At 38.5% G+C, this 24,053-nt stretch carries 16 protein-coding genes and 4 pseudogenes; 12 read left to right on the forward strand and 8 right to left on the reverse strand.

The window, feature by feature from the left end:
• The 5 genes from LG372_RS08470 to LG372_RS08490 all read right to left on the reverse strand — a co-directional run.
• Window positions 1–4,542 (reverse strand): S8 family serine peptidase (locus tag LG372_RS08470; protein ID WP_225742595.1); only part of this gene is annotated, 4,542 nt, incomplete at its 3' end.
• 207 nt (window positions 4,543–4,749) lie between these two features.
• Window positions 4,750–6,141, reverse strand: a complete 1,392-nt coding sequence (gene pgdA / locus LG372_RS08475; protein ID WP_225742596.1) for a peptidoglycan-N-acetylglucosamine deacetylase PgdA — start codon at window positions 6,139–6,141, stop codon at window positions 4,750–4,752.
• Between the two features lie 133 nt (window positions 6,142–6,274).
• Entirely contained in the window at window positions 6,275–8,002 is a 1,728-nt protein-coding gene (gene ezrA / locus LG372_RS08480) for a septation ring formation regulator EzrA (RefSeq protein WP_033681389.1), read from the reverse strand.
• Between the two features lie 81 nt (window positions 8,003–8,083).
• Window positions 8,084–10,030, reverse strand: coding sequence for a DNA topoisomerase (ATP-hydrolyzing) subunit B (gyrB, locus tag LG372_RS08485; protein ID WP_000134040.1), 1,947 nt, complete (start codon window positions 10,028–10,030; stop codon window positions 8,084–8,086).
• Between the two features lie 14 nt (window positions 10,031–10,044).
• A complete protein-coding gene (locus LG372_RS08490) occupies window positions 10,045–10,608 on the reverse strand; it encodes an HAD family hydrolase (protein WP_185760942.1) in 564 nt (187 codons plus the stop codon).
• Between the two features lie 205 nt (window positions 10,609–10,813).
• On the opposite strand from LG372_RS08490, the pseudogene LG372_RS08495 reads away from it, so the two are divergent.
• Window positions 10,814–11,062, forward strand: a pseudogene (locus tag LG372_RS08495) (ISL3 family transposase); the annotation flags it as partial.
• Window positions 11,063–11,106: 44 nt separating this feature from the next.
• Here LG372_RS08495 and birA read toward each other — a convergent pair.
• Window positions 11,107–12,042 (reverse strand): bifunctional biotin--[acetyl-CoA-carboxylase] ligase/biotin operon repressor BirA, encoded by a 936-nt coding sequence (gene birA / locus LG372_RS08500; RefSeq protein ID WP_225742597.1) that lies wholly within the window; start codon window positions 12,040–12,042, stop codon window positions 11,107–11,109.
• A 283-nt stretch (window positions 12,043–12,325) separates the two neighbouring features.
• Here birA and LG372_RS08505 point away from each other — a divergent pair, with 283 nt between their 5' ends.
• The 5 genes and pseudogenes from LG372_RS08505 to LG372_RS08525 all read left to right on the forward strand — a co-directional run bounded on the left by LG372_RS08505 (window position 12,326) and on the right by LG372_RS08525 (window position 16,589).
• Entirely contained in the window at window positions 12,326–13,519 is a 1,194-nt protein-coding gene (locus LG372_RS08505; protein WP_115903961.1) for an O-antigen ligase family protein, read from the forward strand.
• 144 nt (window positions 13,520–13,663) lie between these two features.
• Window positions 13,664–14,107, forward strand: coding sequence for a MarR family winged helix-turn-helix transcriptional regulator (locus LG372_RS08510; RefSeq protein WP_225742598.1), 444 nt, complete (start codon window positions 13,664–13,666; stop codon window positions 14,105–14,107).
• Window positions 14,108–14,141: 34 nt separating this feature from the next.
• A pseudogene (locus tag LG372_RS08515) lies at window positions 14,142–14,333 on the forward strand (polyketide cyclase); the annotation flags it as partial.
• Window positions 14,334–14,347: 14 nt separating this feature from the next.
• The gene (locus LG372_RS08520; RefSeq protein ID WP_125386847.1) at window positions 14,348–15,076 is read left to right on the forward strand and encodes an ABC transporter ATP-binding protein; all 729 of its coding nucleotides are present in this window, start codon (window positions 14,348–14,350) and stop codon (window positions 15,074–15,076) included.
• A complete protein-coding gene (locus LG372_RS08525) occupies window positions 15,069–16,589 on the forward strand; it encodes an ABC transporter permease/substrate-binding protein (protein WP_225742599.1) in 1,521 nt (506 codons plus the stop codon). The genes LG372_RS08520 and LG372_RS08525 overlap by 8 nt, the downstream gene beginning before the upstream one ends.
• A gap of 137 nt (window positions 16,590–16,726) precedes the next feature.
• Here the strand turns inward: LG372_RS08525 and LG372_RS08530 are convergent, their stop codons facing one another.
• Complete coding sequence (locus LG372_RS08530) at window positions 16,727–17,263, reverse strand: TetR/AcrR family transcriptional regulator (protein ID WP_004235331.1); 537 nt, start codon at window positions 17,261–17,263, stop codon at window positions 16,727–16,729.
• A gap of 132 nt (window positions 17,264–17,395) precedes the next feature.
• Between LG372_RS08530 and LG372_RS08535 the strand changes: the two genes are divergently transcribed.
• The gene (locus LG372_RS08535; protein WP_000095928.1) at window positions 17,396–18,286 is read left to right on the forward strand and encodes a cation diffusion facilitator family transporter; all 891 of its coding nucleotides are present in this window, start codon (window positions 17,396–17,398) and stop codon (window positions 18,284–18,286) included.
• Between the two features lie 33 nt (window positions 18,287–18,319).
• Here LG372_RS08535 and galR read toward each other — a convergent pair whose 3' ends face one another.
• Complete coding sequence (gene galR, locus LG372_RS08540; protein WP_049491335.1) at window positions 18,320–19,324, reverse strand: DNA-binding transcriptional regulator GalR; 1,005 nt, start codon at window positions 19,322–19,324, stop codon at window positions 18,320–18,322.
• A 164-nt stretch (window positions 19,325–19,488) separates the two neighbouring features.
• Between galR and LG372_RS08545 the strand changes: the two genes are divergently transcribed.
• The 5 genes and pseudogenes from LG372_RS08545 to LG372_RS08565 all read left to right on the forward strand — a co-directional run bounded on the left by LG372_RS08545 (window position 19,489) and on the right by LG372_RS08565 (window position 24,041).
• A complete protein-coding gene (locus tag LG372_RS08545) occupies window positions 19,489–20,667 on the forward strand; it encodes a galactokinase (protein ID WP_225742600.1) in 1,179 nt (392 codons plus the stop codon).
• 18 nt (window positions 20,668–20,685) lie between these two features.
• A complete protein-coding gene (locus LG372_RS08550) occupies window positions 20,686–22,167 on the forward strand; it encodes a UDP-glucose--hexose-1-phosphate uridylyltransferase (RefSeq protein WP_225742601.1) in 1,482 nt (493 codons plus the stop codon).
• A 69-nt stretch (window positions 22,168–22,236) separates the two neighbouring features.
• The gene (locus LG372_RS08555) at window positions 22,237–22,641 is read left to right on the forward strand and encodes a PaaI family thioesterase (protein WP_049491328.1); all 405 of its coding nucleotides are present in this window, start codon (window positions 22,237–22,239) and stop codon (window positions 22,639–22,641) included.
• A gap of 179 nt (window positions 22,642–22,820) precedes the next feature.
• Window positions 22,821–23,584: pseudogene (locus LG372_RS08560) on the forward strand (DpnI domain-containing protein).
• Window positions 23,581–24,041: pseudogene (locus LG372_RS08565) on the forward strand (DpnD/PcfM family protein). The pseudogenes LG372_RS08560 and LG372_RS08565 overlap by 4 nt, the downstream one beginning before the upstream one ends.
• Window positions 24,042–24,053 lie beyond the last annotated feature (12 nt).

Genomic DNA, 24,053 nt, shown 5'->3' on the forward strand with positions numbered 1-24,053 from the left:
TACAACTGGTTTAGTTGGATTAACTGGCTTAATCGTTACAACTGGTTTAGTTGGATTAACTGGCTTAATCGTTACAACTGGTTTAGTTGGATTAACTGGCTTAATCGTTACAACTGGTTTAGTTGGATTAACTGGCTTAATCGTTACAACTGGTTTAGTTGGAATCTCTACTTTATTAGCCTTAAGTTTTACAGCCGTCTCTTTTAGAGCATTGATTACTTCATTAATTTCTTCTTGACTAGCTTCTGCATTTTCCAAAAGTAGCTTAGCTTTGTTGAAAATAAGATTATATGAATCTTTCTCCTCTTTGCTAGCTGTCAAAAATCTTGGATCTTTGTCTTGGAACTTCACTTCATCCACGATAACATTTTTTAGGCTCATGAAATCTGTTTCTTTGCCATTCAACTGTTCTTGTGCTTGTAAGAAAGCGGTCAATAGACGGTCGATTTCATCTTGAGTTATCAAATCTTTTGTAATTAATAATGCCAAGAGTTTAAATTCACGATCATATCGACCTTTGCGTTCTTGATCAGAATTTATATATTTACCTTTTTTAACTGTCTCAGCATATGCTTTAATGGCATTCTTCAATGATGTGATATCAGATTCCTTACCATCCAATGTTTGCATAGCAGACTCTAAAGCTTTAACAATTTGGTCAATTTTATCTTGGTTAAGTTTACTTCCCAATGCTAGTTGCGCATCTTTGACACTTTGATCAAAAATCTCTTTTAACTTCTGTTTTGTATTATAATATCTCGGAGTTTTAACTACTTCCATTTGTTTATTTAAAGCTGCAATCAGAGCTAACTTAGAAACAACTGAAAGTGACAAAACATTATTTTTACCAAACAGAACTTTAAATGGTTGAAGATTATCAAGTAATTCATAACCGTTTGATAGATTTACAAGAACTTTATATTCACCAGTAACCACTTTCTTACCATAAGAATGTTTACCATATGTTTCAGCTGGCAAGACTTGACTCTGACCGTCTTCACCTACTAAAGTAATCGTTGTAGTTCCAGGAACAGCTTGATTAAAGCCAACCGTTACTGGGGCATATTTCATTTTGTTAGCCAAGAAGGTAATAGTTTGAAAACTATTTTCTTTCGTTAAATCAAATTCCTTCGATAGAGCACTCACAAATTTCAACTCTGTACGGTCATAGCTAAAAATTTCTGCAACATAATGCCCAAATTTCAAGAAATTAATATCTTTTGACTTATCAACGGTTACATATTGACCTTCGCTATTTTTAATGCGATAAACATAAGTTGTATCAATCTCATCCTTGGTTTTATTGTTTAGTATAGCAATTTTTACACGACCACTATTTTCTTCACCTACAAGATCTTTGAGAGATATAAAATCTACATTTCCCGCAAAGTCTTCTACATAATAGAAGATTTTCGATTTATCAACGTTCTTAGGAAGTGTATAACTACCATCTTCATTTTGTTTGATAATTTGATACTGTTCGATTTCTGAATCTGTCGCCTCTCTATTTTCAGAAGGACGAATATAAAAGACTTTTTCTAGAAGAATTCCGCCATTTCCTACATCCTGAGGTTTACGAGCTATAAATTGTTCTTGATCTTTTTGAGAACGAATATATCCCGAAGTAATCAGAGGTTTTTGTGTATCGATTTGAATTTTAAATGTTGTATATTGTTCCTCAGCTCCAGGGACATCTGGCTTATAACTAATAACATAGTCATAAATTCCATCAGAAACTCGATTTCCATTAGAATCCTGTCCTCCCCAAGCTGTTTTATCTACAATATAACTTCTTGGATTTCTAGTATCGCCATCAAAATAATTTTTTACAAGGTCTGTTGGACGACTTTGCCAAATAGGCTGACTGTGTGTTGTATCCGAAGAAGCATAAACCGTCGCACGAAGATTTACCAAGTTTCTATAGACAAGAGTTTTAAACCGAACAGAATCTTTATTACCATCCTCATTTGGCGAGATAGCAAGGCGGATGTTCCCCTTTTCATCTAATTGAAGATGGTATTTGCCTTCAGTATCTTGTTTCACTCCGAGTACAGTCATTCGACTTCCTTGACGCTCTGCTTTTAAAACATTTACATCATTTTCAGAACTTGTTAAATAAGTTGCATCGTCTGAAGGTGAAATTCCTGGATTATCTTTATCAATTTCAGAGTAAAATCCACTGTTTCCTTCCTTAATCAATTGATAAATTGGTTTTTCAATTGCAGGTAGATTTTGGAATTCTCCCTTAAATCCCATAAATGGTAAACCAATAACAGAACCATCATCTGCAGGATTGACAAATCTAACAAATCCTTCTAGAAAATATCCATTTGGCATTATTTTGCTAAGTTCTTCAGTAAACTTACTTGTATCTACACTAACTGTTACTGTCTTCGTACTATGAGCTTTCACAGTTACTTCAGGCCAGACTGTTTCAGTTAGTTTTCGTGGACGGAGAGTGAATTTCCCTTCTTCAACTTCATCAGTATTTGTATTTACAATCATCTTCAATGTTCGGTCTTTATCCGAAATATTATGAATTGTAACTTCAAAGGTAAATTTATCACCAACATTGCCAAGAGTAACACTTGGATAGTTATTTGCACCTGTTACAAATAGATCTGTGCTTGTTGCAGCCATCGTGTCAACTACACCAGCACCTTGCTGACGTGGAGAAGTATAGGCTCCAGTCTGTTTATTAAAATGTGGTTTTGCAGTAGACATAATTAAAGCTTTTACAATCTCTGAAATTTGACTAGCTGATAATTCAGGATGTTTCTTTGCTAAATATTCTTTGACTAATGCTGCGACACCAGCTACATGAGGAGCAGCCATACTTGTTCCACTGATACTTCCATAGCTATTGTCGTTAAATGATGAATAGATATTTCCACCAGGTGCAGTAACATCTGGTTTCAATTGTCCATCTGTTGTAACTCCCCAACTTGAAAAATCTGACAATTGGTCTGCAACATCTGATTTACGATTATCCATCTTGTGATTAAAGACAATTTTATACTGACCAGACTTAAGAATTTCACCATAATGTTTTGAAATAAAGACAGATGGGATTTTCTTAGCATCACCTGTAACAGACATACTAACATTTGCACCTTCAACGTTGTTATAAATTAAAACTCCAGCTGCACCATGTTGAAGAGCATTTTTAATCTTATCAGAAAAATTAATTTTACCACGTTGAATCAGTGCTAACTTGCCTCTTACATCAATATTAGCAAAATCTTCTTCACGACCAATACCCGCTGCTACATATTCGTATTCTTTCCCGTTTTCAAAATCTTTTTCTGTTTCAGGTCTATTAAAATCAAACTTACCATAATCAAGGGTAGCGTCATTTTCTAAACCTTTTACTTCAAAGACTTCAGTAGTTAGAATTTTATTATTAATAGAAGCAACAGAAATTGAATCTTCCACTGTAGAGGGATTTCCGACAAGACCATAATCAGGATTTGCTGCCAATGGTTGTGAAAAACCTCTACCGAAAGTATTACTATTACCTGCAGCGATAACAACAGATACTCCTTTAGCGCGTGCTCTTTTTACTGCATCAATGATATCTGAACCAGCATCTACCGTTGAACCCGCACCTGCACCCAAACTCATATTGATCACATCTGCACCTAATGCAACAGCATCATCAATAGCTTTTACATAAAGGGCAGAGGCTGTAGTTTTATCTCTGTCTGAAAAAACTCTCATAAACATAATTTGAGCTTCTGGCGCCACCCCGTAAACCTTCTCAGAATTCGGTGCTTTATTAACAGGATTTCCAGCTACAATTCCAGTAACGTGCATTCCATGAGACTCTTTTTCAGCCTCTTTTATATTATCAGTTCCATCAAAGTAATCATAAGCATATACTACTTTGTCACTGTACCATTTCCCATAGTCAATACCAGCAGCCTTTTTAGCTTTTTCGATATCATCCTGATTTTTAAATTTCGCCTTTGACGGATCAGAAATACGCAAAACCTCATGATTCAAATCAAGACCTGAATCTATAACAGCGACTACAGTTCCTTGTCCTTTATGTCCTGCTTCCCAGGTTTTAGGGACAGTAATAATTTCATTACTGGAGATACTGTTCGGCTTTTCTTTATGTCCACCTTGAGATAACGACTGTGATTGTATGCTTTCTGAAGAAGAATTACTTTTCACTGCTGATTCTTCCTTCTTCTCTTCACTTTTTATAGCAGTCGTTTCTTTCTGTGTGGTTAAATCCTTGTCTGACTTATTATCTCTATACTCGATAGAATCATCTTGTTTTAATGACTCTATCACTTCTGTTTTTTCTTTCGAAGAAGAATTTAGAGCATTCTTGTCAGCCGTGACTGGTGATGCAAGCTTATTTGAATCATCTAATTTATTAGTCGTTACAGTACGTGTAACTTGATTGGATGTTTCAAATTTTCCCTCATCGGCACTAACCTGTGCGAAAGCAAATCCGAAAGCAAAGACCGTTAGCAGAAAAATTGTTGCTATTTGGTACTTGTTATGACAAAAATCTTTGCAATCTCCCATAAAATCACTCCTTTTTATTTAAATTAAAAGTATTATATACCAAATTATCTGAAAATTCTATCAAAATATTATTTTGTAACAAAATTGTAATATTAACCAATCCTATCATGAGATTTAAACATAAAAAAATTTAGCCTCGATTAATACAAGACTAAATTTATTTATTGAAAAATTACTTACGATTTAATTAGTTATTCAGCAAAAGTCTTACTGATCACGGTCATAGAATAGTTCATGTGCTTTTAATCGTGAATTAAGCATTTCAGGAACTGTGACAAAGTGATATCCTTGCTCTTTTAGATAATCTATAATCTTTGGTAAAGCATTGACTGTTTCAGCATGGATATCATGCATTAAGATAATCGAACCATTACGAACTTGACGTTGAATCTCTGTCAAAATTGCTGCTTCATTCTTACTCTTCCAATCCAGACTATCCACATCCCACATAATAAAACTCAAATCAAGGCTATTTCGAATGTCGTCTGTAATGGCTCCATAAGGCGGACGCATAAGTTTGGAACTAGAACCCAACACTTTAGTTAGCGCATCCTCAGTATCAGTAATCTGTTTTTTAGCTTCGTCAAGTGAAAGTTTTGAAAGCACTGGATGACTCCAACTATGGTTTCCAATAACATGGCCATCCGATTTCATGCGTTTCAAAACCTCTTCATTTCCAGAAACATTCTTACCTAAAACAAAGAAAGTTGCCTTGATACCATACTTAGAAAGTGTATCTAATGCTTGATTTGTCGTTGCAGGATTTGGTCCATCATCAAAAGTTAGAGCTACCACTTTTTGGTTTTTCTTTTCATAATAAGCCTTATAAAGTTCGGCATCCTTGTCTAATAAATAAGAGGATTGTACTACATCAAAGAAACTAGATACTGGTAAGGCAATCTCATCTAGATTTTCAACTGACTGACTTGGATAAAGGATAATCTGACTATCCTTGTAATCAAAATTCCATGCAGACAAGTCTTGTTCAGAGAAGCCTTTAACAACTTGATCAATCTTTTCTTGGTCCAATTTCTTATCCTGTAAGAAAGAGGTGATTTCTTTTAACAACTGCTCTTTGGCTTTACTAGGATCTGAAAATAATTGATCAAGTGTAAAAGGTTTACCATCTTCTGTCAAATGGACTTTTGCCAGACTAGTTTTTTCAGTCTCTTCAACTTTTGACGAAGTTAAATCATAGACTTGTTTCATCACACTTCGGTTAACAATCCCTTTTAAAGTCGAATCCTGTTTCTCCGTATAATAAAAAACTAGATTTTCCTTGTCTTCCAGATTTTCCTTAATATCCTGTGTCATGATTTCTTTTACAGATGAAATCACTTGCTCCCCTTGGAGAGGATAATAGGCAATTACTTCGGCTTGTCCCTTACGAAAATGATCTTTCTGATTTCCCTCACTCAATTGATCATCTTTCTCTTTTTTGAGAGATTCAATCCTTTGTTCAAAACTTTGCTTTGTATATACTTTGTATCCAATCATTGAACCAAGGACACAAATACTTACTGAAAAGATAGCTACTAGGGCTATTAAACCGATTCTCTTTTTATCGTGCTCAACACGATTTGCTCTACTTTTATCCATAGAAATATCATATCAAATTCAGGCTATAATTTCAATGAGAAATAAGTACTATTACTCGTTTTGAACAGGAGAGGGGCCCCATAATATTTATAGGGGGGTACCCACTACAAATATTATCGAGCCTTTTATTATGTTAGAAACGAATCGTCTCACGTGTTTTTTCGTATGAAGTGACAAAACGGTTGGTTACACCTGGTTCTGCAACTTCCAAAGCTTGCGAAATCTTATCAAATGAAGCATGATAATCAAATTCTTTTTCAAAAATTTCTAATGATTCATTAAAAGCTTCTTGAATTCGTTCATCAAATGAGCGGTAACGGTTCGAATACTGTAGCAATTGTTCTGTCAATGTTGCATATTGAACAATATTATATGTTTCTTCTTCAAGTGCTTCCATATCATTGGTTGTAATTTCAAGCATACGGTTCACAGCTTCGATATTGACCCGAGCTTCTTCTAGTTCAGCCATCAACTCTTCAGTATGGTTACTTGCTGTAAAGAACAACTGTAAGAAATTCTGAGGAATACCTGGAAGATTGCGTTTTTCCATATATCTCTTAATTGTGTGAAGACGATTAACATAAACATTTGCCTTCTGGCGAGCATTGATATCATCTTTTTCAATCTGAGCAAGGCGTTGACTAACCGCAACTTGTTCATCTTCAATTTCCTTCAAAGTCGCTTGTAAGTTTTCCAAACGATCTTCAAGGAATGAATAAGGTTCAGAATGTTCCTCTTGTTCAGAAGTTAATTCCAATACAGATTCTTCTAAAGATTCTAACTCAGCTTGTAATCTATGAACATGACTAACATCCGTTTCAGATAGTAGGTAATTGTTACTCAATCGTTGAATATCTTCCACTAAAACAGCATTACTATCTTTCATGTGTTTCAAATATGTAGGAAGGGTTGCAACTAAGCCTTCTACTACTTTTTGAGCAGCAATTTCTCGTGTAAAGATATCATAGAGTGTATTGATTTCTTCTTGAACTTGAGTATTTTCATACTCAGCATTATCCAACTCTAATTGTGCAATATTTTCGTGGTTTTTCTTCAAAGCTTCATAAAGCAATTGGAAGCGAGATTCAATATCCGTTTCAGCGAAATGATAATTAGCATCTAAAAGTTTACGGTAACCGTCTTCCAAATCTTCCAATTGATCAGGTAGCTCTTTAGATAATGTTTTTACAATTGCTGGCAGGCGATCTACTATGTGACTCAAAGCCAAGATATGATTTTCAGCATTATCCAAAATCACAGCAGCTTCTACTGGGTCACCTGAAGTGTTCAAAGTAACAAACTGAGAAAACTCTGATTGGATATTTTCCAATTGTTTTTCGATTTCAGATAAACCTTGGCCATATTCTTCAGAATGATCAGCCACTCGGTGTTGCAACTCTTCAAACAAGTCCAAAGTATGAAGAACACGTCCACTATTTTTAGACTCTTGTTTCTCCAAATCTGCCAAAGCATTACGAATTGCCGCAATATCTTCTTCAATCAAGGTAATTTGACTCTCGATTTGGTCTATTTGATGACTGGCCTTGAAAAAACGGAATGAGTTGTTATAGCCTTCTGCCTCAAAAAGATTATTTTCGATATCCGCAAAAGAGTTAAGAGATAGGTCAACCCATTTTTGGTTCCACTCACGGAAAGTCACTTGACTTTGTCCAATCAAGTGCATATTTTTTACAGCTTCAACTTCATCGTTTACTGGAAGATTGTACAGCTCTTCTTTTTTCTCTTCTAAAATTGCTAATTTACTTTCATTGCGTTTTCGTACGTAGATTGCGATAGCATAGGCAATCACTAAGAAAACTGCAACAGCAATTGCAAGATAAATTACTAGTGTACCAGACATATTAAACTCCTTTTTTACTTGAAACAATCGTAATGATTATATCATATTTTTTAGACCAAGGGAACTACTTCTCCCGATTTTTTAGACATCAAGTGTACTATAGACGGCATTTTCTTCGATAAATTCACGACGAGGCTCTACTCGATCTCCCATCAACATATCAAAGATTTTATCTGCTTCAGCCGCATCATCCACAGAAACTCTAGCCATTAAGCGGTGTTCTGGATCCATGGTTGTTTCCCATAATTGATGGTCATCCATTTCACCTAACCCCTTATAACGCTGAATAGTTGGTTTAGCACGGCCTTCACTGTGACGAGCTAAGGCTTCTTGGAGTTTGATTTCTTGGTCTGCTCCTGGCTGGATATATTCTTTAATCTCACTTCCAACTTTGACACCATAGATTGGTGGTTGGGCGATATAAACATAACCAGCTTCTAGGATTGGTTTCATATAACGATAAATCAAGGTTAAAAGAAGGGTACGAATGTGGGCTCCATCGACATCGGCATCGGTCATCAAAACGAGCTTTTGGTAACGGGCTTTTGAAACATCGAATTCTGCACCAAATCCAGTTCCCATCGCTGTGAAAAGACTACGAATTTCTTCGTTAGCTAGAATCTTATCCATACTTGCTTTTTCAACGTTCAAAATCTTACCGCGAATTGGAAGGATAGCCTGGAACTCACGGTTACGACCAGATTTGGCTGATCCACCCGCTGAGTCTCCTTCGACGATAAAGAGTTCTGTTTCCGCAGGATTGTTAGAAGAACAGTCTGCTAATTTCCCTGGAAGGTTGGAAATTTCCAAACCAGATTTTTTACGAGTGACTTCACGCGCACGCTTAGCAGCCACACGAGCCTTGGCAGCTAAAATCCCTTTTTCCACGATACGCTTGGCAATCTGTGGATTTTCCATGAGGAAATCAGAGAAGGCATCACTGAAAAGACGATTGGTAATCTTGACTACTTCGCTGTTCCCCAGTTTGGTCTTGGTTTGTCCTTCAAACTGTGGATTTGGGTGTTTAACTGAGATAACTGCAGTTAAGCCTTCACGGACATCTTCCCCTGTCAGATTGTCTTCATTGTCTTTCAGTAACTTATTCTTACGAGCATAATCGTTGATAACACGTGTCAAGGCTGTACGGAAACCTTGTTCATGCGTTCCACCTTCATGGGTATGAATATTGTTGGCAAAACTCATGACGTTTTCATGGTAACCCGTTGTGTACTGCATGGCTACTTCAACTGTGATATCATCCATCTCACCATCTGTGTAGATTGGTGTATCAAAGATTACATCCTTGTTCTCATTGATATATTCAACGTAGCTAGCAATCCCACCTTCATAGTGGTAATGCTTAGTTTGTTCTAACCCCTCACGCTTATCTGTGATGGATATTTGAAGACCACGATTTAGAAAGGCCAACTCTTGAATCCGTTTATTTAATTTATCAAAATCAAAGGTTGTTGTTTCAGTGAAAATTTCTGGATCCGGTGTGAAGTGAACTGTTGTTCCCGTTTTATCCGTATCTCCAACTACCTCAAGGTCTGCGACAACATGACCACGACGGTACTCTTGGTAATGAATCTTCCCATTTTTGTGGACATGAACGTCTAGTTGAGTGGATAGGGCATTAACTACTGAAGACCCCACTCCGTGAAGACCACCTGAAACCTTGTATCCGCCACCGCCAAACTTTCCTCCAGCGTGAAGGACAGTAAAGACGGTCTCAACGGCAGGTCGACCTGTTTTTTCCTGAATATCGACTGGGATACCACGCCCATCATCGACAACAGTAATCGAATCATCTGGCTCAATAAAGACTTGAATATGGCTAGCAAATCCTGCCAAGGCTTCATCAATTGAGTTATCAACAATTTCCCAGACTAGATGGTGAAGACCTTCTTTTGAGGTCGATCCGATATACATCCCTGGACGCATACGAACAGCCTCTAAGCCCTCTAAAACTTGAATTTGACTGGCATCATAATCTTGTGCCTGCAGATTTTTAATTTCTTCTGTCATCTTATTCCTTTTTCTTACATGTCTAATACTTGTCTTAAATTCACGATACTGGTAAACAAGTGGGTATCGAGTCCAGCAGCTTGCCCTGCTTCGATATCAATCGACCGATCACCGATGACAAGACCAGAGTTAATTTGATACTTTTCTCTTAAATAAATCATGGACTCAGGATCTGGTTTTCTCTTAAAGCCTGAGTTAGAAGTCACCACTTCTGTAAAATAAGCTTCTATAGAGGTTTTTTCTAAAATTTCCAAGACCTGATCATTTCGATGAGAGACTAAAAAATGACGCCCACCTTGATTTGAAATGTCTTCCAATAAGTCAGCAACTCCATCAAATAAGATCGGGTGTTCTAGCTCTCGGGCTTCATTTCCCTTGTACTTTTCTAAAAAATGATCTAAGTCGGGAGCGAATGTCTCAATCGCAAAATCAGTAGAAACCTTTAAAGCCTGATAGACACTGTCGTGGTCTTGTGTAATACCATACAGCGCTAAAGTTTCAACAAATGCAGCTGTTGAAGTTTCATAATTATCTAGTAAAGTTCCACCTAAATCCCAGATATAATCGTGATATTTCATACCCTTCATTATAGCATTTTTTTATGAAAAAAGCGATGATTTCCTTGAGTTTTCCACATAAAAAATGCTCTATATTATTTGTAGTGGGTAAATCTATTATAAATATTATGGAGCCTATTTTTATGTAGAAAAAAGTTCCATATGATCCATAATGAAAAGCAACCAAACCATCATTAGAAAGAATCATATGGAATAGTTACATTTTATCACAAAATTGTTCGATATCAAAGACCAAAATATCAAGATTTTAGATATCGTCAATAGGGATACTCACAAGGAAATCATCGCGAAACTGGATTACAATGCCCCATCTTGTCCTAGTTCTGGAAGTCAAATGAAGAAATATGACTTTCAAAAACCGTCTAAGATCCCTTACCTAGAAACGACTGGTATTCCTACTAGAATTCTCCTTAAAATGGCTCTTTTTCAACTGTATAGGGCTGCAGAAAAGCTAAAATCTTTATATATTGTCGATTCTATGGTTGTGCTAGTTTATTATTACTTCCAACTCTTGAGTGAAATTTCTCCGCTATTGAGCCAGATTTCTTTTCCGTTATCACATTGAACTAAAAGTTTGCCATTTTCTGAGATATCTTTAGCAAGTCCCTTGTAGTCTTTTTGATCTAGTATGAAAGTAACTTCTTTTCCTAGAACGAATGACTGTTTTTTGTATAGGTATAATAGTTCTTCTGCTGGTGTTTCGAAGAAAGTCCGCCAGATTTCTATGATTAATTCATTTCTGGTAATAGGTGCTGGTGTTTTAAATAAACTAGCAGCTTTTTCTTTTAATTCCTGAGGAAAGTCTTTAATAGTGAAATTAATACCTACTCCAATAATGATATCTGTGACTAAGCCAGTTTCTACAGAGGTCATTGCCTCAGTAAGGATTCCTCCAATTTTATGATTGTTTAGGTAGATATCATTGACCCATTTTATGTCGACATCAATTAAAGTTAGGTTCTTAATGGCTTTGTAGACAGCTCCTGCTACAAGTAGTGTGTAGGATGGTAATTGGTCATAGGGCAGATTGGGTTTAAGATGGAGTGTCATATAAATGCCACCTTGTGGGGAGTAGAAAGAACGTTGAAAACGTCCTCGGCCAGCTGTTTGATAGGAAGCTAGATAGAGGGTGTTTGCTTCATTTCCTAAATCAATTGCTTCTTTTGCATCGAGTTGTGTTGATCTTGTTTCGGGTTTAAAACTGATTTTAATTGGAAGATTTTGTTCTAGAAGTTCTGGAAGAATAAGGTCTCCATTCACCAGTTTGTAGCCTTTGTTTTTGATACTATCAATTTCAATGCCTTCTTGTTCTAGACGCTTGATGGCTTTCCAAATTGATGTTCGGCTTAGGGATAGTTCTTCTGCGATTTTTTCTCCGCTGATATAGTCGGTTTCTTTAGCTAGAATTTGGTAGACGGCTTGGTAGGATTTCATAGTGTTTCCTTTCTTTAAGAATAGTATATGATTTGATTTTAGTTTGGATAGTTGCTTCTAATCTATATTTTATTACTACTATTTTAACATATGCCTACTATTTTCGGCACGATTTTTTAGAGTGAATCTAGTTATTAAGCTTGAGTTGTGAAATCTCAGTATTTTTGCTCGCTTTTTTACCTATGGAAGCGATTCCTTTGTTTTCAAATTGCTAAAAAAGTGGTACAATAAAGGATAGCTTACTATTATCTGAATCAATTGATTTGGAGAGAAAGGATTCATTTTGAAATCAATAGGCTTTATTGAAAAGCTGAAAGGGTTGTCTAGTAAAGAACTGATTTTATTGGGAATTATCCTGAGTATCTTTTTACCCTTTTATCTTTTTGTAGTTGTATTCTGTTTATATATTATCAGTTTGATTTTTACAGGAGATATGAAAAGTATTCTTCAGAAAATGGGGGAGCATCCGATGCTACTTCTTTTTCTTGGCTATAGTACTGTTATATCCACTTTTGCTCAAAATTGGATGGGTCTTGTGGCTTCAGTAGGAATTTTTCTATTTACTGTTTTCTTTTTGCACTATCAGTCGATTTTATCACATAAATTCTTTCGATTGATTTTGCAGCTCGTCTTGTTTGGTAGCGTCTTGTCAGCTGCTTTTGCGAGTTTAGAACATTTCCAAATTGTGAAGAAATTCAACTATGCTTTTCTTTCACCCAATATGCAGGTGTGGCATCAGAATCGTGCAGAAGTGACCTTCTTTAATCCTAATTATTATGGAATTATTTGTTGTTTCTGTATCATGATTGCTTTCTATCTGTTTACAACGACCAAGTTGAATTGGTTGAAAGTATTCTGTGTGATTGCAGGCTTTGGTAATCTCTTCGGTTTGAATTTTACGCAAAATCGAACTGCCTTTCCTGCTATTATCGCTGGAGCCATTATCTATCTCTTTACGACCATTAAAAACTGGAAGGCCTTTTGGCTTAGTATTGGGGTCTTTGCGATTGGCTTGAGTTTCCTTTTTTCCAGTGATTTAGGAGTTCGGATGGGGACTTTAGACTCTTCTATGGAAGAACGGATTTCTATCTGGGATGCTGGGATGGCCTTATTTAAGCAAAATCCTTTTTGGGGTGAGGGGCCATTAACCTATATGCACTCTTATCCTCGGATACATGCTCCTTATCATGAACATGCTCACAGTCTTTATATCGATACGATTCTGAGTTACGGAATTGTGGGGACCATTTTACTAGTTTTGTCTTCTGTGGCTCCTGTTCGCTTGATGATGGATATGAGTCAGGAGTCGGGGAAACGTCCGATTATTGGTCTTTATCTATCTTTTCTTACAGTGGTTGCTGTACACGGAATCTTTGACTTGGCCCTCTTCTGGATTCAGTCAGGTTTCATTTTCTTGCTAGTTATGTGCAGTATTCCATTGGAACGTCGAACTTTGGTATCGGACATGACGGATTAAGTTTATAAGATTGAAATCTTCTACCTTGAGTAGGAGATTTTTTTATTGGGAAAAATTATTTCTAAATCGAAATAGTTGACAGTTAGAATAATGAGTGTTACAATTACTTTATTCGTTTCGATATCGAAATAAATTGGAGGTGTCATGAAAGATAGTCATTTGCTAGATCATCATATTCGTTTATTGAATGGGCGGATTTTTCAAAGGTTACTGAGCCAAGACCCTGAAGCTCTTTATCGGAGTGAGCAGGGAAAGATTTTAGCGGTTTTATGGAATAGTGAAACTGGCTGTGCAACTGCGACAGATATTGCTTTGGCGACTGGACTTGCTAATAATACGCTGACGACGATGATAAAAAAGCTAGAGGAACAAAATCTTGTAACTATTAGTCCATGTGGAGAAGATAAGCGTAAGAAGTATTTGGTTTTAACAGAGTTGGGGCAGTCTCAGAAAGAAGTGGGGCATCGTGTCAGTCAGAAATTGGATACGATTTTTTACAAAGGATTTTCAGAGGAAGAAATTCGTCAGTTTGAAGCCTTTCAAGAAAGAATTTTGGCGAATCTGAAAGAGGAGGAAAATGAGGTTTAAAATGGAGCAAATTAGCTGTTTATAAGTAAAGGCCACTTTTGACTTTGTTTTCCAACTCTTAGGACAAGGAAACTATGTGGTTAGCTATGGTCAGACTCAGATTGATGGAGTTGCTTATGCCCAGTACGATATCTTCCGTCTAGAAAACGGGAAAATTGTGGAACATTGGGACAATAAGGAAGTCATGCCTAAGGTAGAAGATTTGACCAACCGAGGAAAGTTTTAAATTGAGGATACAGAATGATTGAATACAAAAATGTAGCTTTACGCTACACAGAAAAAGATGTCTTGAGAGATGTTAATTTACGGATTGAGAATGGCGAGTTTATGGTTTTAGTTGGGCCATCTGGCTCAGGTAAGACGACCATGATCAAGATGGTCAACCGCCTCTTGGAACCAACTGATGGAAATATTTATATGGATGGCAAGCGAATCAAAGATTATGATGAGCGTGAACTTCGTCTTTCTACTGGTTATGTTTTACAGGCTATTGCTCTATTTCCTAATCTAACGGTCGCGGAAAATATTGCCCTGATTCCTGAGATGAAGGGATGGAGCAAGGAAGATATTGCTAAGAAAACAGAAGAGCTTTTGGCTAAGGTTGGCTTGCCAGTAGCTGAGTATGGGCATCGTTTGCCTAGTGAATTATCTGGTGGGGAGCAACAGCGTGTTGGAATTGTACGGGCTATGATTGGTCAGCCTAAGATTCTCCTCATGGATGAACCTTTTTCAGCCTTGGATGCTATTTCTCGCAAACAGTTACAGGTTCTGACGAAAGAATTGCATAAAGAGTTTGGGATGACAACGATTTTTGTGACCCATGATACGGATGAAGCCTTGAAATTGGCAGACCGTATTGCTGTCTTGCAGGATGGAGAGATTCGCCAGGTGGCGAATCCCGAGACGATTTTAAAAGCTCCTGCCACAGAATTTGTAGCAGACTTGTTTGGAGGTAGTGTTCATGACTAATTTAATTGCAACTTTTCAGGATCGTTTTAGTGATTGGTTGACAGCTCTATCTCAACATTTGCAGTTGTCACTTTTGACCTTGTTGCTGGCTATCTTTATAGCGATTCCCTTGGCTGTTTATCTTCGCTATCATGAGAAGTTGGCGGATTGGGTTTTGCAGATTGCAGGGATTTTCCAGACCATCCCGTCTCTGGCCTTGTTGGGGCTCTTTATCCCCTTGATGGGAATTGGAACCTTGCCAGCTTTGACAGCTCTAGTGATCTATGCGATCTTTCCGATTTTACAAAATACCATCACTGGACTCAAGGGAATTGATCCAAGTCTACAAGAGGCTGGGATTGCCTTTGGGATGACTAGGTGGGAGCGACTCAAGAAGTTTGAAATTCCACTTGCAATGCCTGTTATGATGTCTGGGATTAGGACGGCAGCTGTCTTAATTATCGGTACGGCAACCTTGGCGGCCTTGATCGGTGCTGGCGGACTGGGTTCCTTTATCCTTTTGGGAATTGACCGTAATAATGCCAGTCTGATTTTGATTGGGGCCCTTTCTTCTGCAGTGCTTGCCATTGCCTTTAACTTCCTGCTAAAAGTGATGGAAAAAGCAAAATTGCGGACGATTTTCTCTGGTTTTGCCTTGGTGACAATATTGCTCGGTCTGTCTTATAGTCCAGCCCTTTTGGCTCAAAAAGAGAAAGAAAACTTGGTTATTGCTGGGAAATTGGGTCCAGAACCAGAAATTTTGGCCAATATGTATAAGTTACTGATTGAAGAAAATACCAGTATGACTGCGACTGTTAAACCGAATTTTGGGAAAACAAGCTTTCTCTATGAAGCTCTGAAAAAAGGCGATATTGACATCTATCCTGAATTTACTGGTACGGTGACTGAAAGTCTGCTTCAACCATCACCGAAAGTGAGTCATGAGCCAGAGCAGGTTTATCAGGTGGCGCGTGATGGCATTGCTAAACAGGATCATCTAGCCTATCTCAAACCTATGTCTTATCAAAATACCTACGCTGTAGCTGTTCCGAAAAAGATTGCTCAAGAATATGGCTTGAAGACCATTTCTGACTTAAAAAAAGTGGAAGGGCAGTTGAAGGCAGGTTTTACACTTGAGTTCAATGACCGTGAAGATGGAAATAAGGGCTTGCAGTCAATGTATGGTCTCAATCTCAATGTGGCGACCATGGAACCAGCCCTTCGCTATCAGGCAATTCAGTCAGGTGATATTCAAATCACGGACGCTTATTCGACTGATGCAGAGTTGGCGCGTTATGATTTGCAGGTCTTGGAAGATGACAAGCAACTCTTCCCACCTTATCAAGGGGCTCCACTAATGAAAGAAGCTCTTCTCAAGAAACGTCCAGAGTTGGAAACAGTTCTCAATAAATTGGCTGGTAAAATTACTGAAAGCCAGATGAGCCAGCTTAACTATCAAGTCGGTGTTGAAGGCAAGTCAGCAGAACAAGTAGCCAAGGAGTTTCTACAAGAACAAGGTTTGTTGAAGAAATAGTTTGAAAATGTCAAACTCAACTTTGTTAAACGACCATATAGAAAACTGCTCAGACAATGTTGTCTGGGCTTTTTTGATTGTTGAAAAGATGAAAACTCAGTAGCCTAGAAATAAGGCAACTGAGCTCTACTCTGTATTCAATTTTTAGGAATGAGAAGGTCTAGATAAAACTGGACAACTTCCTGGTATGTAAAGTCTTGTCCTTTTTTGAGCCACCAGGTCAATGTCTCGATAAAGTTGGACACGACCAAGTGTTGGAGGTAAGAAGTAGGCAGATTAGTGTGGGCTTCTTTTAACTCATCAGCCAACATGGGATAGACATGGTGTTCTAGCTCTTTATGGAGTTGACGGAGGAAGTAGTCATTTTTGGAAAATAGCAGACTGGTAACATGGTCCTGGTTTTTCTGAAAATGTAAAAAGATATGTGCGAGGTAGTCCTCGGTAGTAAAGTGTCCTTCCCTTTCAAAGAGATGATGAAAGAGGTAGCGACAGAGCTCATCTAAAAGGAGTTCCTTGCTTTCATAGTGACAGTAAAAAGTAGAACGCCCAACATCTGCTAGGTCAATGATATCCTGAACAGTAGTGGCATCATAGCCTTTGTCGTTCAAAAGTTGTAAAAAAGCTTGATAGATGGCTTTTTTCGTCTTGCTGACTCGACGGTCTCTTTTTGGCATGTAGACACTTGAGACAAACTGTTCAGAACTGAACATGGCTGACAGTTTGCTTCTATCCTTTCTTTGAATTTTATTAGATAATACAAATGAAAGAAGTATGTATATACCCATTATACCAAAGGAGGGAGAGAAATGAGTTCTAAAACATCTATCTGGTTAGCTTTTTTCTTAAATTTAAGCTATGCGATTGTTGAGTTTATCGCAGGAGGAATCTTTGGTTCGAGTGCAGTTCTTGCTGATTCCGTTCATGACTTGGGAGATGCTATAGCCATTGGCATCTCAGCCCTTTTAGAAACAATTTCAAACCGTGAAGAAGATAGACAGTACACCTTGGGTTACAAACGTTTTAGTCTTTTAGGAGCCATGCTAACGGCTGTGATTCTTATGATAGGGTCTGTCCTAGTGATCTTGGAAAATGTCACAAAGATTGTTCACCCGCAACCCGTCAATGAGGAAGGCATCCTCTGGCTGGGAATCATTGCAGTAGCCATTAATGTGCTAGCAAGTCTGGTAGTTCGTAAGGGGAAAACAAAGAACGAGTCAATTCTTAGCCTGCATTTTTTGGAAGACACTCTTGGTTGGTTGGCCGTCATTCTAATGGCGATTATTCTTCGATTTACGGACTGGTATATCCTCGATCCGCTTTTATCACTAGTTATTTCTATCTTTATTCTGTCGAAAGCCATTCCTCGCTTTTGGAGCGCACTGAAAATTTTCCTAGATGCTGTGCCAGAAGGAGTCGAGACAAGTGATTTGGAGAAGGATTTAGAGGCTCTACCCAATGTCAACAGTGTCAATCAACTTAGCATTTGGTCCATGGATGGTCTAGAGAATAATGCTATTGTTCACATTTGTATCAAGGACTGGGAACAGATGATGGAAACCAAAGAAGTGGTGCGTCAATGTTTAGAAGAAAGAGGCGTGCAGAATATCACTATTGAAGTAGATAGCAGTCAAAGCAATCATGCGCAACATAAGCGGAGGGTGAGAGAATTAGAGCAGAAGCATGGGCATCATCATTAGAAAAGCGACCTCGCTAGAGGTCGTTTTGTTATCCTATTCATTCCTTGTACTTTCTCTCAGAGTCAGTCTGGTTCCCAACATGGTTAGGCTAGGGATTTTGCGACCGTGGAGTACTTCCTTATTAAGAATATCCATGCCTGCTCTGCCCATTTCTTCGGTATAGACGGTGATGCTGGAGAGGGGAGGATAGACTTGCTTGGTCAGACTAGTGTCGTTAAAGGAAATGAGGCTGACGCGGTCTGGTAGGCTGATTCCAGCTTCTTGGAGCGCACGGAGGGCACCGATGGCTAAACTATCGCTAGCTGCGAAAAAGGCTGGTGGGAGTTGGTCTCCTAAGTTCTGAATAGCCTCCTTCATTAAGTCATAGCCAGACTGGGCAGTAAAGCTTCCTTGAAAGACCAGTTCATCATGATAGATTCCTTTTGTTTGACTGTAGTTTCTGAAATTTTCCAGCCGCTTATCCTCAATGATTTCTTCTTGGTCTGTTGTTTCCTCAAGCCCTGTTAGAATCCCGATACGGTCCATCCCTTGACTGAGGAAATAATCGACAACCTGTTTCATGGCAGTGTAAAAGTCCGTGATAATGCAGGTATGTCCTAGTGAAAGAGTATCACTGTCTAGAAAGACAAGAGGCTTTTGGTATTCTTCAAAGGCAGAGATCTGAGCTCGACTAAACTTTCCGATGCAGAGAATCCCGATGACTTCCTCGCTCAGTGTAAAAGGATGGTCATTAAAATAGCGTAAAATATCATAGTCCAGTTCTTGGGCTCTTTTTTCTATGCCTAGGCGAATCTGGTAGTAGTAGAGATCGTCTAGCTCCCCTTGTTCGCTGACCCATTGGATAATGGCAATCTTTTGCTTGGGCTTGTGGGACTCGCCTGTCTTGAGGTGCTTGGTGTAGCCCAGCTCTTCAGCAACAGTTAAAATACGGTGTCTGGTTTCTTCTGTAACAGATAGACTCTGGTCGCGATTGAGGACACGGGATACGGTCGCGATAGAGACAGAGGCTAACTGTGCAATGTCTTTTAAGGTAGCCATAAATCCTCCTTCTTTTAGGTTAGTATATCATATTTTTCTGTATTTTACTGATAGTTTAGTAAAATTTTAGTAAAAAGGATTGACCTTGGGAAGTCCCTTGGATACAATAGAAGAAAACGATTACACGTTAAGGTGACTTAACGGACAGTAAAAGGAGAATTCATATGACACAACATCTTACTGCTGAAGCCCTTCGCAAAGATTTTCTTGCTGTTTTTGGTCAAGAAGCAGACCAAACATTCTTTTCACCAGGTCGTATCAATTTGATTGGTGAGCACACAGACTACAACGGTGGGCACGTTTTTCCTGCTGCTATTTCCTTGGGAACTTACGGTGCAGCTCGTAAGCGTGACGACCAAGTTTTACGTTTCTACTCAGCTAATTTTGAGGGCAAGGGCATTATCGAAGTTCCTCTAGCTGACCTCAAGTTTGAAAAAGAGCATAACTGGACCAACTATCCAAAAGGTGTCCTTCATTTCTTGCAAGAAGTTGGGCACGTGATTGACAAAGGTTTTGATTTTTATGTTTATGGGAATATCCCAAATGGTGCTGGCTTATCTTCTTCAGCTTCCCTTGAACTCTTGACAGGGGTCGTGGCTGAGCATCTCTTTGACTTAAAATTAGACCGTCTCGATTTGGTTAAAATCGGAAAACAAACAGAAAACAACTTTATCGGAGTCAACTCTGGTATCATGGACCAGTTTGCTATCGGTATGGGAGCTGACCAACGTGCTATTTACCTAGATACTAATACTCTAGAATACGACTTGGTGCCACTTGATTTGAAAGACAATGTTGTTGTCATCATGAACACCAACAAACGTCGCGAATTGGCAGACTCTAAATACAATGAACGCCGTGCTGAGTGTGAAAAAGCAGTGGAAGAATTGCAAGCATCCTTAGATATTCAGACCTTGGGTGAATTGGATGAGTGGGCCTTTGACCAATATAGCTATCTGATTAAAGATGAAAATCGTTTGAAACGTGCTCGCCATGCTGTGCTTGAAAACCAACGTACCCTCAAAGCTCAAGTAGCCCTTCAAGCAGGAGATTTGGAAACATTTGGTCGTTTGATGAATGCGTCACACGTTTCCCTAGAGCATGACTATGAAGTAACTGGTTTGGAATTGGATACCCTTGTTCACACAGCTTGGGCACAAGAAGGTGTTCTCGGTGCTCGTATGACAGGGGCAGGTTTTGGCGGATGTGCCATTGCCTTGGTGCAAAAAGACACTGTTGAGGCCTTTAAGGAAGCTGTAGGCAAACACTATGAGGAAGTAGTTGGATACGCTCCAAGCTTCTATATCGCTGAAGTTGCAGGTGGCACTCGCGTCCTTGACTAGTCAAAAGGAGGCTCTATAGTGACCTTAGTAGATAAATTTGTAACACATGTCATTTCTGAAAGTTCATTTGAGGAAATGGATCGAATCTACCTGACCAATCGTGTCTTGGCACGAGTGGGAGATGGTGTTTTGGAAGTTGAGACGGATCTAGATCAATTGATTGACCTCAAGGACCAGCTGGTTGAGGAAGCCGTTCGATTAGAGACGATTGAGGATAGTCAGACTGCGCGTGAAATCCTTGGTGCTGAACTGATGGATTTGGTGACCCCTTGTCCGAGTGAGGTCAATCGTGACTTCTGGGAGACCTATGCCCAATCTCCAGAGCAGGCGATAGCGGATTTTTACCAGTTCAGCCAGAAAAACGACTATATCAAACTCAAGGCCATTGCTAAAAATATCGCTTATCGTGTTCCATCTGACTACGGAGAACTTGAAATTACCATCAATCTCTCTAAGCCTGAAAAGGATCCCAAAGAGATTGCGGCGGCTAAGTTGGTGCAAGCTAGCCATTATCCCCAGTGTCAGCTTTGTCTAGAGAACGAAGGCTACCATGGTCGGGTTAACCACCCAGCTCGCAGCAACCACCGTATTATCCGTTTTGAAATGGCTGGTCAGGAATGGGGCTTCCAGTATTCGCCCTATGCTTACTTTAATGAGCACTGTATTTTCTTAGATGGCCAGCATCGTCCTATGGCTATTAGTCGTCAGAGTTTTGAACGTTTGCTGGCTATCGTAGAGCAGTTTCCGGGCTATTTTGCGGGTTCAAATGCGGACTTAGCAATTGTGGGAGGTTCTATCTTGACTCATGATCACTATCAGGGAGGCCGTCACGTATTTCCTATGGAATTGGCTCCTATGCAAAAGACTTTTTCTTTTGCTGGTTTTGAGCAGGTCAAGGCTGGGATTGTCAAGTGGCCAATGTCAGTGTTGCGTTTGACTTCGAATTCCAAAGAAGATTTGATCAACTTAGCTGACAAGATTTTGCAGGAATGGTGCCAGTATTCAGATCCTGCAGTGCAGATTTTGGCAGAGACTGATGGGACACCGCATCACACCATCACACCTATAGCGCGCAAACGTGATGGCCGGTTTGAGTTGGACTTGGTCTTGCGGGACAATCAGACTTCTGCAGAACATCCTGATGGCATCTATCATCCTCACAAGGATGTCCAACATATCAAGAAGGAAAATATCGGCTTGATTGAGGTCATGGGCTTGGCAATCTTGCCACCACGTCTGAAAGAAGAAGTGGAGCAAGTCGCTAGCTATCTTGTAGGAGAAGCTGATACAGTTGCCGACTATCATCAGGAATGGGCAGACCAACTTAGAGCCCAATATCCAGACCTAACAGATAAAGAAAAAGCCCTTGAAATCGTCAAGGACTCTGTGGGGGCTATCTTTGCGCGTGTACTTGAGGATGCAGGAGTCTACAAGCAGACGGAACAAGGACAGACAGCCTTTATGCGCTTTGTGGAACAGGTCGGAATTTTACTAGACTAGGAGCTTTCTCCTTGCACAGTCCTATAAAAAGTAGTATCATAGTGTCGTTTGAAATATCAGGAGGAAACGATGAAAGATTTTCATTTTGATGCTATATCTGCCTTTGAAAATTACGAAATTGAACAAATGAGAGATGGTCACGTTGTGGTGACGACCAAAGTAGTGAACTCGTCGCTCAACTACTATGGCAATGCCCATGGTGGCTATCTCTTTACCCTTTGCGACCAGATCAGTGGTTTGGTGGTCATTTCGCTAGGACTAGACGGAGTGACTCTCCAATCCTCTATCAACTACCTCAAAGCAGGAAAACTCGACGATGTGCTGACCATTAAAGGAGAATGCGTCCATCAAGGTCGCACAACCTGTGTAGTGGATGTGGATATCACCAATCAAGAAGGCAGAAACGTCTGCAAAGCAACCTTTACCATGTTTGTCACAGGCCAGCGGTCAGAAGAAAGACAGGTAAGGATATAAAGAAAGGTGAGTGGGATAAATTTATCTCACTCATTTTTAATTTATGAGATATGTTAGAAGGAAATATAAAAGAGAGTGATGAAATACAAATGTAATAGGTACATATTGTGGTATACTAGTTATAGTAGATTTTAATTGATTATATCGAGTGAATTCTCATATTAGTGAGGAATTTTTAAATGGAATTACACTTTAATTTAGAATTAGTAGAAACCTATAAAAGTAATAGCCAAAAGGCACGTATCTTAACGGAGGATTGGGTTTATCGTCAGTCTTATTGCCCTAATTGTGGGAACAATCCCTTAAATCATTTTGAAAATAATCGGCCTGTAGCAGATTTTTATTGTAATCATTGTAGTGAGGAGTTTGAACTAAAGAGCAAAAAAGGAAATTTTTCATCAACAATCAATGATGGTGCTTATGCAACGATGATGGAGCGTGTTCAGGCAGATAATAATCCTAATTTCTTTTTTTAACTTATACAAAAAATTTTGAGGTAAATAATTTTCTGGTCCTTCCAAAGCAATTTGTTACACCGAAATCAATTATTCAAAGGAAGCCACTTGCGCCAACTGCTAGACGAGCAGGTTGGATTGGTTGTAACATTGATTTATCACAAGTACCTTCTAAAGGAAGAATATTTCTTGTGAAAAATGGACAAGTTAGAGATCCAGAAAAAGTTACAAAAGAATTTAAGCAAAGTTTATTTTTAAGGAAGAACTCTCTTTCAGTAAGAGGTTGGACAATAGAAATTCTAAATTGTATAGATAAGATAGAGGGTTCAGAATTTACCCTTGAAGATATGTATCGTTTTGAAAGTGACCTAAAAAATATCTTTGTTAAGAACAATCATATCAAAGAAAAAATTAGGCAACAGCTTCAAATATTAAGAGACAAAGAAATAATAGAATTTAAAGGTAGAGGAAAGTATCGGAAATTATGAAAACGAAACAATTTGTTGCATCAGAAGAGGTGTATGATTTCTTAAAAGTCATCTGGCCTGATTATGAAACAGAGAGTAATTATGAAAACTTATGTGTAATGGTTTATACTTTATCAGACCCTGATTGTGTGAGGTGGTTATCTGAAAATATGGAGTTTGGTGATGAGAAACAACTTTCTTTATTGAATAAAAAATATAGCTGGGAATATGGAGATGAATTACCAGAGTGGTTGGAAAGCCCAAAACATAGATTATTGCTAATAAGTGAGTTATTGGAGAGAAACTTAAGATGAAAAAGTATACAGTAGAAATTACAGAAACTCTAACCCGTTTAGTAAGCATAGAGGCTGAAAATCCAGATGAAGCCGAACGACTTGTAAGAGAAAAGTATAAGAGTTGTGAAATTGTTCTTGATGCAGACGATTTTCAGGACTATGAGACTAGTATATATGAGTAGATGTTTTTATTT

Origin of the sequence: Streptococcus sp. Marseille-Q5112, assembly GCF_916700555.1 — a bacterium.
Lineage (GTDB): Bacteria > Bacillota > Bacilli > Lactobacillales > Streptococcaceae > Streptococcus > Streptococcus symci.